General features: G+C 37.7%; 16 protein-coding genes. 14 read left to right on the forward strand and 2 right to left on the reverse strand.

Annotated elements, in window-relative coordinates:
- The first annotated feature begins 239 nt into the window (after positions 1-239).
- The 8 genes from C9J35_RS06455 (at position 240) to C9J35_RS06490 (ending at position 5,697) form a co-directional block, all read left to right on the forward strand.
- Positions 240-449, forward strand: a complete 210-nt coding sequence (locus C9J35_RS06455; RefSeq protein WP_012295089.1) for a hypothetical protein — start codon at positions 240-242, stop codon at positions 447-449.
- A gap of 5 nt (positions 450-454) precedes the next feature.
- Complete coding sequence (locus tag C9J35_RS06460) at positions 455-832, forward strand: hypothetical protein (protein WP_107923869.1); 378 nt, start codon at positions 455-457, stop codon at positions 830-832.
- 12 nt (positions 833-844) lie between these two features.
- Positions 845-1,756: a stage III sporulation protein AE gene (locus C9J35_RS06465; RefSeq protein ID WP_107923870.1), complete on the forward strand. Its 912-nt coding sequence runs from the start codon at positions 845-847 to the stop codon at positions 1,754-1,756.
- A gap of 291 nt (positions 1,757-2,047) precedes the next feature.
- Complete coding sequence (locus tag C9J35_RS06470; protein ID WP_235616223.1) at positions 2,048-2,383, forward strand: SpoIIIAG-related protein; 336 nt, start codon at positions 2,048-2,050, stop codon at positions 2,381-2,383.
- Complete coding sequence (locus C9J35_RS06475; RefSeq protein WP_107923871.1) at positions 2,384-2,941, forward strand: SpoIIIAH-like family protein; 558 nt, start codon at positions 2,384-2,386, stop codon at positions 2,939-2,941.
- Positions 2,942-3,141: 200 nt separating this feature from the next.
- Positions 3,142-3,639: an acetyl-CoA carboxylase biotin carboxyl carrier protein gene (gene accB, locus C9J35_RS06480; RefSeq protein ID WP_054767485.1), complete on the forward strand. Its 498-nt coding sequence runs from the start codon at positions 3,142-3,144 to the stop codon at positions 3,637-3,639.
- A 15-nt stretch (positions 3,640-3,654) separates the two neighbouring features.
- A complete protein-coding gene (gene accC, locus C9J35_RS06485; protein ID WP_107923872.1) occupies positions 3,655-5,013 on the forward strand; it encodes an acetyl-CoA carboxylase biotin carboxylase subunit in 1,359 nt (452 codons plus the stop codon).
- 273 nt (positions 5,014-5,286) lie between these two features.
- Positions 5,287-5,697 carry an Asp23/Gls24 family envelope stress response protein gene (locus C9J35_RS06490; protein WP_107923873.1) on the forward strand — a complete coding sequence of 137 codons (411 nt, stop codon included), beginning with the start codon at positions 5,287-5,289 and terminating at the stop codon, positions 5,695-5,697.
- Between the two features lie 61 nt (positions 5,698-5,758).
- On the opposite strand, the gene C9J35_RS06495 is transcribed toward C9J35_RS06490, so the two are convergent.
- Positions 5,759-6,928 carry an MFS transporter gene (locus C9J35_RS06495; RefSeq protein WP_054767487.1) on the reverse strand — a complete coding sequence of 390 codons (1,170 nt, stop codon included), beginning with the start codon at positions 6,926-6,928 and terminating at the stop codon, positions 5,759-5,761.
- Positions 6,929-7,065: 137 nt separating this feature from the next.
- A complete protein-coding gene (locus C9J35_RS06500; protein WP_107923874.1) occupies positions 7,066-7,908 on the reverse strand; it encodes a MerR family transcriptional regulator in 843 nt (280 codons plus the stop codon).
- Positions 7,909-8,383: 475 nt separating this feature from the next.
- On the opposite strand from C9J35_RS06500, the gene nusB reads away from it, so the two are divergent.
- From nusB to C9J35_RS06530, 6 genes are all read left to right on the forward strand, one after another.
- Positions 8,384-8,764: a transcription antitermination factor NusB gene (gene nusB / locus C9J35_RS06505; RefSeq protein ID WP_054767488.1), complete on the forward strand. Its 381-nt coding sequence runs from the start codon at positions 8,384-8,386 to the stop codon at positions 8,762-8,764.
- 34 nt (positions 8,765-8,798) lie between these two features.
- Positions 8,799-9,665: a bifunctional methylenetetrahydrofolate dehydrogenase/methenyltetrahydrofolate cyclohydrolase FolD gene (folD, locus tag C9J35_RS06510; protein WP_107923875.1), complete on the forward strand. Its 867-nt coding sequence runs from the start codon at positions 8,799-8,801 to the stop codon at positions 9,663-9,665.
- Between the two features lie 194 nt (positions 9,666-9,859).
- Positions 9,860-10,675 (forward strand): undecaprenyl-diphosphate phosphatase, encoded by an 816-nt coding sequence (locus tag C9J35_RS06515; RefSeq protein WP_107923876.1) that lies wholly within the window; start codon positions 9,860-9,862, stop codon positions 10,673-10,675.
- Positions 10,676-10,867: 192 nt separating this feature from the next.
- Complete coding sequence (gene xseA / locus C9J35_RS06520) at positions 10,868-12,220, forward strand: exodeoxyribonuclease VII large subunit (protein WP_107923877.1); 1,353 nt, start codon at positions 10,868-10,870, stop codon at positions 12,218-12,220.
- 2 nt (positions 12,221-12,222) lie between these two features.
- Positions 12,223-12,456, forward strand: a complete 234-nt coding sequence (gene xseB, locus C9J35_RS06525) for an exodeoxyribonuclease VII small subunit (protein WP_054767489.1) — start codon at positions 12,223-12,225, stop codon at positions 12,454-12,456.
- 3 nt (positions 12,457-12,459) lie between these two features.
- Positions 12,460-13,341: a polyprenyl synthetase family protein gene (locus C9J35_RS06530; protein WP_107923878.1), complete on the forward strand. Its 882-nt coding sequence runs from the start codon at positions 12,460-12,462 to the stop codon at positions 13,339-13,341.
- The last annotated feature ends 89 nt before the right edge of the window (positions 13,342-13,430 follow it).

A 13,430-nucleotide genomic window follows, 5' to 3' on the forward strand; every position in this document is an offset into this window, starting at 1 on the left:
TGTTGATCTAATGAAAACCTTTCACACAATTCATTGATTGAATAGTGACCTTCTTCGTACAATTGAAGGATATGTAGTTTTAACTCGAGTGAATGTTTACTTCGCCCCATAAAAATGCTCCCCTTAGATAAACAGATTTTATTTTTTAATCTGTCTACCTAATAGGGAGCATATCATTTGTATGGAGGTCTTTTTTTTTTGCTAGCGACATATATTGCTGTACACGAGGGGGCGTATGAATGGAATTACAAGACGTATTAAGAGTCGCTGGAGTGGGACTAGTAGTTGCGCTTCTTCATGTTTTCTTTGATCAAACAGGGAAGAAAGAGTTTTCGTTTTTCTTATTTTTTATTGCCTACTTATATATGACAGCAGAATTACTGCGATTTTTAAGGTTATTTTTCAACGAAATTTTAACCTTCTTTCAATGGTTAACCTCTTCTGGGTAATGTAGATGGAAATTGTCCTTGTCGCTGTTGTCATGCTGCTTTTATTATTGCTTATAAAAGAAGTTATAAAACCACTCCATGCGCTCATTAGTGTAATGTTTTCGTTTTTACTGTTCAGTTTATTGTTTTCGACACTCCTCTTGCCACTCGTGAAGCAGCTCCTCGAAATGTTAGCTTTTTTGCCTTATGCAAAAGCTATTGTCATGAGCGCTAGCCTTTTTTATGTAGGGCAATGGGTGTCTCTGTTGCTGGTTGAACATAGCTATAAGGTACTCGGTGGGTTGGTTTTTGACGCGGTGAAAATTGTTATCTTGTTGTACTGGTTCAAAGAATTTCTGGCTGTTTTACAGGAGGTGTCGGCCATTTTACAAAGGATAAGCTAAGGAGCGAATACATTGCAGGAGCAACTACTTTCGTTTTTGATAGATCCTTTTTTTCTCTTGCTCAAAATGACACTTATATTGTGTGGCTACGTCATTATCATTCTGATTGTCAATATGGTGTTACCTGAATTTGAAAAAGGGACAAGGATTCTATTTTTTCTCATTGTATTAGCGACAATTGGACCTGTGGTGGTCAACTCATTTAAATTAATCGATCAAATTGCACAGGGACTTTCGCATATATTTACGGCATTCTATCCGATTCTAACATCAAGTTTTCTTTTGTCTAGTAGTATTACAGCGATTGCTTCTTGGCAGCCTTTTTTACTTTTTTTTGTACAAGTCTTAACAATAATTAGTAGTAAATGGCTTATCCCTGGCGTGCTTTTTGCCATTGTCTTTGATGTTTGTAGCGTAATTGTAAAAGAAATATCCTTTACGAGAATTGCAGATCTCATTCGATTCACAATTATGAGTATCGTATCAGCATCTGTCATATGTTACATCATTTTAATGTCGGCAAGTGGTGTTGCAGCATTTAGCGTCAACAAAGCTGTTTCAGAACCTGTGAAAAAACTTATTGAAGAAAATATTCCAGTTGTCGGGTCTTTTATAGTTGATAGTTTTTCCATGTTTCAGCATATGACACAATTTTCTTCTTCTATTAGTAGTATTAGTGCTTTTATAGCGGTTATCACAATTTCGTTTATTCCAACTGTACAGCTTGTTGTCAGTGCCTATTCATTAAAGATGTTAGCTGCTATTTTAGAACCAATTGCCTTTGATGATATTTGTAGATTACTAGATCATGTTAGTAAATCTCTATTTACTCTATGTGCAGTATCATTTCTAATTGCTTTTTCATTTATGTTTTCTTGTTTTTTCCTTATCGTTTTTGTGCAGGTTATGGCAGGGGGGAGATAAATTGATTCTTTTATTGGCGTTGCTCTTTATTTGTCAGCTTTTCGTGTTTCTAACGGATGATAAGCAGATAATTTCACTAACAAAACTCGTCATTACGTTAGTATTTTTGCAATTGCTATTAAAGATTCCATTTATCAACTCATAGGAGGAAACAAGCGTACATACACTTGAAAAAGAGAAGATGAAGGGAGGCAATGTACAAGTGATGTGGAAAAGACAGGAAAAAAAACAAAGTCATTTTTGGTCTTAATGCTTATTGCCGCCTCCGTGGGACTTTTCATCGTGTTGCCAATGTTTCAAACAAGTTCAACAAATGAGCGAGTCACACCGTCTTCAAATGAGGAAAAGCTAGAACAGACACTGCGAGCTATGCAAGGTGTTGGGGAGGTAAAAGTTTATTTTTATTATGGAGAGATGACGAATGAGACGGATGAAAATAATTTATTTAGCCAATATTTTAGGGGGACTGACAAAGGCGTGAAGGATGTAACAGGAATGCTCATTGTTTCAGAGGGAGCATCGGATATTTTTGTTAAAAATGAAATTCGTGCTGTCGTCAGTCAAGTGATGCAATTGCCTATTCATCGAATTATTATCGTTCCAATGGAAAATAAGGGGGAAAAATGAATGCGCGTGCGTAGAAGAACTGTTTGGTTTATGACATTATTAAGTCTAGTAGCAGTAATTTCAGTATACTATTTAGTTGACCCAGCAAAACAATTTAATGGTTTAACTATTTTCTCAGATGATACATTACAGCAAACAGCGATAACGGGTGTAACAGATCAAGAGGCTTCAAAGAAAGATGTGACGACTGAAGTATCGTCACCAAGTCATTTGTTCGAAGAGATGCGTATGCAAGTGAGTGATGAGAGAAGCCAATTACGCCAGCAATTAACGCAAAAAATTGCATCTGAAGAATACACAGCGGAAGAAAAAAATAAGGCGTTCAATGAAATCGATGGTCTTATTAAGCAAGAATCAGCAGAAGCGATGTTAGAAATGCTAGTTAAATCTTTAGGGTATTCAGATGCCTTTGTGAAAGCGGAAGGTGAAAAAGTATCTGTCACAGTCATGGCGGAAGAGCTTTCTAAAACACAAGCAAATGAAATAATCTATTTGGTGAAAACGGAATGGGAAGGCGCAAATGACGTGCAAGTTAAGTTTAGTGCGAACAACTATTAAAACTTAGTGAAAAAAAGGAATATTCTGTTTATTAGGTAGTCGTTGTTATATATCAGGATAATGAAAAGGCTTTCGTTTAGTAAAAGAAAGCCTTTTATTATGTTTATATTTACTTAATTTTCATTAAACTATTTCAAATTGTTCGAAAAAAATATAGAATAGTGGGTGTAGTAGATATTATTTCATAAGGAGACTTAGACATGTTCAAAATTCAAGAAATTCGTGAAATTATTAAATTAGTAGATTCTTCTTCAATTGACGAGTTCGTTTATGAAGTAGATGGCGCAAAAGTTAAATTAAAAAAGAATGGTGTTGTTGTTACTGAAACTGTAGCACCTAAGAAAGAAGTTGCAGCTCCTGTTGTACAACAAACTGCACCAGCAGCAACTCAAGCGGCACCAGCAACCCCAGCAAAAGTTGAAGAAGCTCCAGTAGCACCAACAAACAACGACTCTTCGTTACATAAAATCGTATCTCCAATGGTTGGTACTTTCTATGCAGCTCCAAATCCAGAATCTCCAGCTTATGTACAAGTGGGCGACAAAGTGGGCGACGAAGCGATTGTATGTATCGTAGAAGCTATGAAACTATTCAACGAAATCGAAGCAGAAGTTAAAGGCGAAATCGTTGAAGTACTTGTAAAAGATGGCGAATTAGTAGAATACGGTCAACCATTATTCCTTGTAAAAGCTGAGTAAGGAGTGTTCACAACCATGAAAAAAGTTTTAATTGCTAACCGCGGCGAAATCGCTGTACGAATCATTCGTGCTTGTAAAGAGCTTGGTATCAAATCAGTTGCCGTATACTCTGAAGCAGACGCAGAAGCATTACATGTGAAATTAGCGGACGAAGCTTATTGCATCGGTCCTAAACTATCAAAAGATTCATATCTTAGCTTCCCAGCTTTACTGAGTGTAGCAGAGAAAACAGGTGCAGACGGTATCCACCCAGGTTACGGTTTCGTATCTGAAAACGCTGACTTCGCTGAAGCATGTGAAAACGCAGGCATTAAATTCATTGGTCCTTCATCTGATTCTATCAAAATTATGGGGATTAAAGACGTTGCGCGTACAACAATGGAAGCAGCAGGGGTTCCACTTGTGCCAGGTACTGGTATTGTGCCAGATATCGAAACAGGTAAAGAGTGGGCTGCTAAAATTGGTTACCCAGTTATCATCAAAGCAACAGCTGGTGGTGGCGGTAAAGGGATCCGTGTAGCTCGTACGGAAGAAGACCTTGTAAAAGGTATCGACATTACGCAAAAAGAGGCTGCTGCAGCATTCGGCAACCCAGGCGTATATCTAGAAAAATTCATTGAATACTTCCGTCACTGTGAAATTCAAGTGTTAGCGGATGGTCACGGTAATGTTGTACACTTAGGCGAACGTGACTGTACAGTTCAACGTCGTATGCAGAAATTAGTTGAGGAAGCCCCATCTCCAGCACTATCTTCTGAACGTCGTGCTGAAATGGGTGCAGCAGCGGTGAAAGCAGCACAAGCATGTAATTATGAAGGTGCTGGTACAATCGAGTTCATCTATGATTACCAAGAAGACAAGTTCTACTTCATGGAAATGAACACACGTATTCAAGTAGAACACCCAGTAACAGAAATGATTTCTGGTGTCGATCTTGTTCAACAACAATTGAAAATTGCATCTGGTGAAAAACTACCATTTGCACAAGAAGATATTAAATTAAACGGTTGGGCAATTGAATGCCGCATTAACGCAGAAAATGCATACAAAAACTTTATGCCATCAGCGGGTACTGTAGATACTTACATCACTCCAGGTGGTTATGGTGTACGTATTGACTCTGCTGTATATGCCGGTTATACAATCCCTCCATACTATGATTCAATGGTAGCGAAGCTAATCGTTCATGCAGATACGCGTGAGGAAGCAATTGCGAAAATGAATCGTGCACTAGGGGAATTTGAAGTTTCTGGTCCTGGTATCAATACAACCATTCCGTTCCATGAAGCATTAATGAATAACGACGTCTTCAAATCTGCGAAATTCAACACGAAATTCCTAGAAGAAAACGACGTATTAGGGACAAGCAAATAATCGTTCATACAAAGGCGAAGAAATCCTTATGATTTCTTCGCTTTTCATGATTTATCGAGACATTTTTATATTTAATAGCTATTGTTTCTTGATTTATCGAGCATGTATGGGAATTTATCGCCTAACTTTTTGAAAATATTGATATGAACTTTCCATAGAGTTGACTACTTTGAAATTATAACGGCTTTCCAAAGCCAAACCTTCCTTTTTATAGTATAATAAACGTAACAACAGCATTTGCTTGCGATGTGTAAGGGAAAGGATGATATTTGCATGGCAGAGAAAATAGGACAATCTTTTGTACAACCAACACCATCTGGTAAAGAGGAACTTGGTAAAATTGAGGTAGCGGCGGAAGTAATTGAAATTGTCGCTGGGATTGCTGTTAGCGAGGTAGAAGGTATCGCAGCAACACGTGGTAATATTGCAACAGGCGTTGTAGAACGCTTTGGTAAAAAAGTACACAACAAGGGCATCAAATCTGGCGTCACTGAAAGTGGTGAAATTGCCATTGATGTATTTTGCTCTGTAAAATATGGTTATGCAATTCCTAAAGTGGCAAAGGACGTACAAACGCAAATTCGCCAAGCGATTTTAAATATGACTGCACTTGAAACAGCAGAAGTGAATGTACATATTACAGGCATTCATTTTGAAAAAGAAGAAGTGGCTGTACAAGAATAAGAAAAACGAGGTTATCTCAAAATTTTGAGATAGCCTCGTTTTCTGTTAACTTAATAATAATTTAAAGTTCAACATGATTTGGTTTTTTCCAGAAAAATGCAAGTATCACCCCGACAACTAATACAATTGTTGCAAAGTAATACGGATAGTTTAAATTAATGTCGAACAACATGCCACCTAAAATGGGACCGAAAATATTGCCGAGACTGGTAAACATGGAGTTCATACCACCTACAAAGCCCTGTTCATTTCCTGCAATTTTTGATAAATAAGAAGTAGCGGCAGGGCGTATTAAATCAAAGCCGACAAAAATAAAGAAAGTCACAAATAATATTGCAGCATAATGATTTACGATGGTCATGGCAAAAGTAAGGATAGCCGATAAAACAAGTGAGTAGCGAATAACGTTAATTTCGCCCATTTTTTTTGTCAGCCAATCAAATAATAAAAGCTGTGCAAGTGCCCCAATAATGCCACTACCAGTAATAATAATTGCAATATCCTTAGGCGTGAATCCAAACTTATGATCTACGAACAAACTAAATAAAGATTCAAACGCAGCAAGGCCAAATGATAGTACAAAAATTATCATGAAGGCGATGAAATATAAAGGGCTAATTATACGTTTTGCACTACCAAAAATAGAACTTGCAGCTTCAGTATCATCGGCTGCTCGTGTTGGTTCTTTTAGCAATGTCAATGATAAGATGGCTGCTAAGAAACCAAGTATACCCGCAGCGTAGAATGGTACTCGGGTACCATATTCCGCTAAAAAGCCACCGATTCCTGGTCCAATAATAAAGCCGGTACTAATGGCAGCACTCATATAGCCAAGAGCCTTGGGACGTTGGGCCATTGTTGTAATATCAGCAATGTACGCTGTGACCGCTGGCATAATAAATGCCGCACTTACACCGCCAAGCATACGCGATATAAATAACACTTCAATGGTACGGCCCATCCCGAATAATAGCTCAGAAAGTCCAAAAACAAAAAGACCTGCAACGATCATAACTTTCCGACCAATGCGGTCTACGAGTCTACCTGCAATTGGTGAAACAATAAGCTGTGTAATCGCAAATGCTGCAACCATATAGCCGACGACAGACCCTGTAATATTAAGCTCGTTCATAATTGTTGGTAAGACAGGAATAACTAGACCGATGCCTAAAAAGGCGATAAATAGATTAGTTAACAAAATAGTTAACGTTAAGATTTGTTTCTTGTTCATTTTCTTTACTCCTTCAACATTTCACGTTACATAAGATACCAAAAATCCAATCTACTAGAATATTTTCAAGTATTACAATAAACCCTATAGTAGCTATAGGGTCAAAAGATTTGTTTCAAAAAAAGAAGGAAATGACATTAGTTGAGGGATTTTTGCCTAATTTTCAATTCAACGATAAACTTTTTTTCTTGCTCTGCTATTAATGTAGCCGGCATATATAGTTCATATACAGTGGATTCGAACGCTTTTTTTTGTGAATCTACATAATTTTTAAGTTTTTCATAATATGAAAAATACGTTTCGGGGTGATAGATAAAGGCAATACATACATAAATGCCCGCGGGTACAACTGTTTGTTTTACGTCAGTCGAAAGTTTAGAAAAGGTTCGCTCGGTTAGTAGGGGTGTAAATATGGCATCATAAATAATATCATTTACATCTATGTAGTTGGCAAGTGGATAGCTGCAACCGTAACGACTATTTAGCACACTCCCTTCATTTTCGATGATTTTAGTTAATGTACTGTAGTACGAATTTGTGCTAGATGTCGGTGTTAGTTCGTTGGTTGTAACTTGTAAAATTGCCATATCTTCTTCTAACTGCGTATAAACCTCACCAAAGACAGGAATATCAATTTGCTCTTGCATTTGTTTTTTTGTTTTTAGAAGGGTATATTTTACTTCATTTAATCGGGAAATTTTTTCTTCTAGACGTTGCTCTTTTTGTTCTAAAAAAACGAGTAGTTCTTCTGGTGTCAGCATGAGTGCTTTTTTTATGTCTTCAAGTGATGTACCGATATACTTAAGCGATTTAATGAGATCTAAGTAAAAAATCTGATCATCTTTATAATAGCGGTAATTACTAGAGTTATCTGTATAAGCAGGTTTAAATAAATTTATTTGATCATAGTAGCGAAGTGTTTGGACAGAAAGATTGGATAATTTTGCTACCTCTCCAATTGTATAATAATGTTCTTTCATAGATAGCCTCCCTAGCAGTAAAAAAGAAATTTCTAATTCTTTACTTCATGATGACGATAAACACCTCTAAAGCTAGAATTGAATCGTTTTTATTATAACATTCAAGGTATTTAAAAAAATATGGCTAGCCCTATCATTTTTACACAAGCTTACAATGACATTGCGGCAGTCGCTAAGCTACACCACGTGCATAACATCTGACGCTGTCGCTTTCTTATTGTGCAAAAAACATTTGTCTTTGGTGTTTCCTTTTTACACAAAAAACATCTATTGCTGTCGATTTACTTTCGCACAAAAAACAATTTGTCGCTGTCGTTTCCGTTTTGCACAAAAAACCATTGATTAAGAAAGTTAAAATAAGCAGAAAGTTGCTTGAAAAAGGTTTCAGATTATTGAAAACTTGCTTGAAATCGTGTTTCTCACACGAATTTATGCTATTATAAACCTTAATGCCACTTAAGAAGGAGAGCTTTACATGAAACGACATGAAGCACGCGAAAAAGCGTTGCAAGTTTTGTTTCAGCTAGACAATACCGATCTAACAGTCGAAGAAGCAATGGGACATATTAAAGGTCAACCGACAAATGCTTTCTACGAAAAGATTGCAAATGGAACAGCTGAAAATTTGGAGGAAATCGATGCGGCCCTTGCGCAGCATCTAGAAAAGTGGTCACTTGCCCGTCTACCGAAAATTGAAAGAACAGTGTTACGTTTAGCTGTATATGAACTTTTATACATGCCAGAAACACCAAAAAGAGTAGTACTTAACGAAGCAATCGAGTTATGCAAAACATTTGGCGACGAGGGATCGTCGAAATTTGTTAATGGCGTACTTTCTAAATTTACAGAACAATAAAAACGTGTTGTATTGGAAGGAGTAACATAGGTTTATGTCAAGTGCAATTATTAATGGTAAAGAAATTGGTCAAGAAATTCGTAATTCTGTAGCAGAGCGTGTAGCTCGTTTAAAAGAACAAGGATTAACACCAGGCTTAGCGGTTGTATTAGTTGGGGACAACCAAGCTTCTGCTACATATGTTAAAAACAAGCAAAAGTCTTGTGAAGCAATTGGTATGTTTTCTGAACTAGTAAAATTACCAGAAACAACTACGCAAGAAGAATTACTAGCGCAAATCGAATTATTAAATGAACGTGAAGATATTCACGGTATTTTAGTACAATTACCACTACCAAAACATATTGATGAGGATACGGTTATTGCGACAATCGCTGTTGAAAAAGACGTAGATGGCTTCTCACCAGTAAGTGTTGGGAAAATGATGCTTGGCCAAGAAACTTTTTTACCATGTACGCCGTTTGGTGTTATGAAGCTTCTTGAATATTCAGGAATTGAAATTGCAGGAAAGCATGCGGTCATTGTCGGCCGTAGTCATATCGTAGGGAAACCTATGGGACAATTGCTATTGCAAAAGGATGCAACAGTGACATACACGCATTCAAAAACACCTGATTTACCTTCATTTACTAAACAAGCGGATATTTTAATTGCAGCAGTTGGACGTGCAAACTTTATTACGAAGGAGCATGTCAAAGAAGGTGCAGTTGTTATTGATGTTGGTATTAACCGCGATGAAAATAACAAACTATGCGGTGACGTAAACTTTTCAGATGTGGATGGCATTGCGTCACATATTACACCAGTACCAGGTGGTGTAGGGCCAATGACTATCACAATGTTACTTTTCAACACAGTGCAAGCAGCAGAATATACGCTTGCCAGTAAAGTACAACAATAACAGGTGAGAATTTTCTTCCCTGGCGTTTTTAGAAAACTAAACAAAAAAATAGTTCAAGGCGAAATGAAAATACTATTTAAAGAGCATGTCTCATAAATTGAGATATGCTCTTTTTTGTGCGAACCTTTAAGACGGACTCAACGTCTAATTTAAAGTTTGCGTTATACAATACATCCTAAATATGGAGGGTATTAATGGAAAATTTAGATATAATGCTTATTTTGAAGCATATTATTATTGGACTTGTCCAAGGATTCACGGAGCCAATTCCCGTATCGTCTAGTGGTCATGTCCTCATTGCTAGTGAAATTCTTGGTCTAGGTGATCAAGGCTTTACTTTTGCGATTTTAACGAATACGGCGTCATTATTAGCCATTGTCTATATTTATCGCGAAGATATAGTACGCCTTATTACGAATTTTTTCCTTTATATCAAAACGCATGAGAGACGATATAAAGCGGATTTTCGCTTTGCTCTATACATTGTTATTGGTTCCATTCCAGCTGGTGTATTAGGCGTTTTATTAAGTGATGTCATTGCAGACAATATAAGCATGACGACCATTGCTATGATGTTATTTGTAACTGGGATTGCACTTTGGTTAATTCGTAATATGCGCGGTACGAAGAAGGATGCTGATTTGAGTGTGAAAGATGCAATTATAGTAGGGCTTGGTCAAGCTGTTGCATTAACGCCTGGTATTAGTCGCTCAGGTGCAACAATTATTTCAGCCATTGCAGTTGGCATGAGACAGGACACAGCTTTACGCTTCTCGTTCATGCTCTATATTCCAGTCAGTCTCGGTGGCGTCGTACTTGGGATTACAGATTTTTTAGATGAGCCAAATAAAGGTGCTTTAGCGGTTCCTTATGCAGCGACATTTATTGCCACACTATTTATGACATACTTTGCAATGCGCTGGTTTATGGGCATTATGAAAAGTGGCAAGCTTAGTTACTTTACCTATTATTGTTTTATTGTCGGTATATTATTGTTGATTTTCTATTAAATCCTTTGCCGCATGACGATACTCTCGTTATGCGGCTTTATCTTTTCGTTCGTCAATAAATTTTTATTATATACTTTTAAGACTGGCCTTTTTTCTTACGAAACTGCATTTATACAGGTCAGGCACAATAAAAAATGTTATGATAGGTGTAGTTTTGTGAAAAACTTGATTCTAGTAAAGGAGCCGAATAAAATGTCATCAGCTTCTTATTTAACTGTAAAAGCATTAACAAAATATATTAAACGAAAATTTGATGCTGACCCACATCTACGTGAGGTTTATGTCAAGGGAGAGCTATCAAATGTCAAGGTACATCAGTCAGGGCATATTTACTTTACGTTGAAGGATGACGGTGCACGTATTGCGGCAACGATGTTTAAAACAGCAGCATCTAGACTAGCATTTGAGCCAAAGGATGGCATGCAGGTATTTATCCGAGGAGATGTAAACGTTTACGAAGGTTATGGTACATATCAATTATATGTGCAGGAAATGCAACCAGATGGAATCGGCAGCTTATTTGTTGCCTATAACCAACTTAAGGAACAGTTACAAAAAGAAGGACTTTTTAAAACTGAATGGAAGCAGTCGATACCGAAGTTTCCAGAAAAAATTGGTATCTTAACGTCCACAACGGGAGCGGCGATTCGAGATATTTGTACAACGTTGAAACGTCGATATCCGCTTGCTGAAATTTTGATTTATCCAACACTTGTGCAAGGAGCACAGGCCGCTCCAAGTATTGTCCAAAGTATTGAACGTGCTAATCGGGATGCAAGTTGTGACGTATTGCTTGTTGGTCGTGGTGGAGGTTCCATTGAGGATTTATGGGCATTTAATGAGGAGATGGTTGCACGTGCAATCTTTGAAAGTCGTATACCCATCATCAGTGCAGTTGGTCATGAAACCGATACAACGATAGCTGATTATGTCGCAGATTTGCGGGCACCCACACCAACAGCAGCGGCTGAAATGGCCGTGCCAGATCAACAGGAATTATTCCAGCGTGTACTTGCTCAGAAGTCGCAACTTCATCAAATTGTGAGAGCGCAACTTATGACAGAACGACAACGTCTAAATAAGCTCCAACAGTCTTATCCACTATCGATGCCGGAGAGATTGTATCGTCCATTTACAGAAAAACTAGCACAGCTTGAGTCGGGTTTGCAAAAAGCAATGCAGGTTGACTTAATGAAAAAAGCTGCACAGCTTCAAAAACTAAACAGTGCTGTAGAACAGCAATCACCGAAAAAAGCATTAGCATTCCATCAAAAAGAACTGGCAACACGCGTCCATCAGCTAACACGTTCGGCAACACATTTTGTAACGAAGCAAAAGCAACAATTCGAGGCATCTGTCCGAACACTTGAAGCATTAAATCCACTTGCTATTTTAACAAGGGGTTTTACGGTTGCTTATAAAGATGACAAAATGTTGAAATCGTCAGCTAACTTAAAGCAGAAAGATCAGCTAACACTTTCCTTCCATGATGGGAAAGTACTTGCTGAAGTGACTAATGTCTTGCCAAATAATGAGGAGGAATAGATGTGGCGAAGAAACAACAAACATTCGCAGAAGCAATGACGGAACTGGAGGAAATTGTCCGTCAGTTAGAGCAAGGGGATGTACCATTAGAAAATGCAATTGATTTATATAAGCAAGGTATGGAGCTTTCACAATTTTGCCATAGTAAGCTGCAACACGCAGAAGAACAGTTAATTTCGATTGTTCAAGAAACAGGAGAAACGACAGCATTTGATCCGCTAAAGGGAGAGAACTAATCAATGAACGAGCAATTAAAACATTTTATTGAAAGCAATACACCACAAGTAGAAGCTGAAATGTTCGCACTTGTTGAAAAAATTGATGCACCGGCCGATTTAAAGGAATCGATGCTCTATTCTTTACAAGCAGGAGGCAAGCGCATTCGTCCGCTTTTCGTATTAGCAGTATTAGAATTGTTTGCGAAAGACAAAGAGCACGGACTTACTGTAGGTGCGGTTATTGAAATGATTCATACGTATTCTTTGATTCATGATGACCTACCAAGTATGGATAATGATGATTTCCGTCGAGGTAAGCCAACGAATCATAAGGTATTTGGTGAGGCACTTGCCACACTTGCAGGTGATGCATTAAATACATTAGCTTTCGGAATTTTAGCGCGTCTGGATTTATCTGCGGAAAAACGAATTGAACTAGTGAATCTGTTAAGTGTAGCAGCTGGTGCAGAAGGTATGGTTGGCGGTCAAGTACTGGACATGGAAGGTGAGAAACGCCAGTTAAACCTAACAGAGCTTGAGCATGTCCATGTCAATAAAACAGGTGCGTTATTACGATTTAGTATTGAATCAGGGGCCGTATTAGCGGATGTCTCCGAAGAAGACCGTGCAACTTTAAAGGAATACGCCCATCATATAGGCCTTGCTTTCCAAATTCAAGACGACATTTTAGATATTGAGGGAACAACAGAGGAACTAGGTAAAACAGCAGGGAAAGATGTAGCGAGTAATAAAAGCACATATCCGGCATTGTTAACGTTAGATGGAGCAAAAGATAAACTTGACGAGCATTATCAACTTGCTATTGCTGCACTAGAGAGATTACATGTAAATGCAAGCTTACTACATGAGTTCGCAACGTATATTGTTCATCGTAAAAACTAAGAGAAAAACAAGGCTTTATAGGCAAAGAATATGCTAGAATAGGTGGGGACGTTTGCCAATGTGTAAACAAGAAAGTGTTCGTACTTTTA

Source organism: Lysinibacillus parviboronicapiens, assembly GCF_003049575.1.
GTDB lineage: Bacteria > Bacillota > Bacilli > Bacillales_A > Planococcaceae > Lysinibacillus > Lysinibacillus parviboronicapiens.

What these genes read in the sequence shown, in the direction of transcription:
- C9J35_RS06500 (WP_107923874.1), bottom strand. Translation starts at nt 7,908, where the DNA reads ATGAAAGAACATTATTATACAATTGGAGAGGTAGCAAAATTATCCAAT.
- C9J35_RS06490 (WP_107923873.1), top strand. Translation starts at nt 5,287, where the DNA reads ATGGCAGAGAAAATAGGACAATCTTTTGTACAACCAACACCATCTGGT.
- C9J35_RS06475 (WP_107923871.1), top strand. Translation starts at nt 2,384, where the DNA reads ATGCGCGTGCGTAGAAGAACTGTTTGGTTTATGACATTATTAAGTCTA.
- C9J35_RS06515 (WP_107923876.1), top strand. Translation starts at nt 9,860, where the DNA reads ATGGAAAATTTAGATATAATGCTTATTTTGAAGCATATTATTATTGGA.
- accC (WP_107923872.1), top strand. Translation starts at nt 3,655, where the DNA reads ATGAAAAAAGTTTTAATTGCTAACCGCGGCGAAATCGCTGTACGAATC.
- accB (WP_054767485.1), top strand. Translation starts at nt 3,142, where the DNA reads ATGTTCAAAATTCAAGAAATTCGTGAAATTATTAAATTAGTAGATTCT.
- C9J35_RS06530 (WP_107923878.1), top strand. Translation starts at nt 12,460, where the DNA reads ATGAACGAGCAATTAAAACATTTTATTGAAAGCAATACACCACAAGTA.
- C9J35_RS06455 (WP_012295089.1), top strand. Translation starts at nt 240, where the DNA reads ATGGAATTACAAGACGTATTAAGAGTCGCTGGAGTGGGACTAGTAGTT.
- C9J35_RS06470 (WP_235616223.1), top strand. Translation starts at nt 2,048, where the DNA reads ATGTTTCAAACAAGTTCAACAAATGAGCGAGTCACACCGTCTTCAAAT.
- C9J35_RS06495 (WP_054767487.1), bottom strand. Translation starts at nt 6,928, where the DNA reads ATGAACAAGAAACAAATCTTAACGTTAACTATTTTGTTAACTAATCTA.
- C9J35_RS06460 (WP_107923869.1), top strand. Translation starts at nt 455, where the DNA reads ATGGAAATTGTCCTTGTCGCTGTTGTCATGCTGCTTTTATTATTGCTT.
- folD (WP_107923875.1), top strand. Translation starts at nt 8,799, where the DNA reads ATGTCAAGTGCAATTATTAATGGTAAAGAAATTGGTCAAGAAATTCGT.
- nusB (WP_054767488.1), top strand. Translation starts at nt 8,384, where the DNA reads ATGAAACGACATGAAGCACGCGAAAAAGCGTTGCAAGTTTTGTTTCAG.
- xseA (WP_107923877.1), top strand. Translation starts at nt 10,868, where the DNA reads ATGTCATCAGCTTCTTATTTAACTGTAAAAGCATTAACAAAATATATT.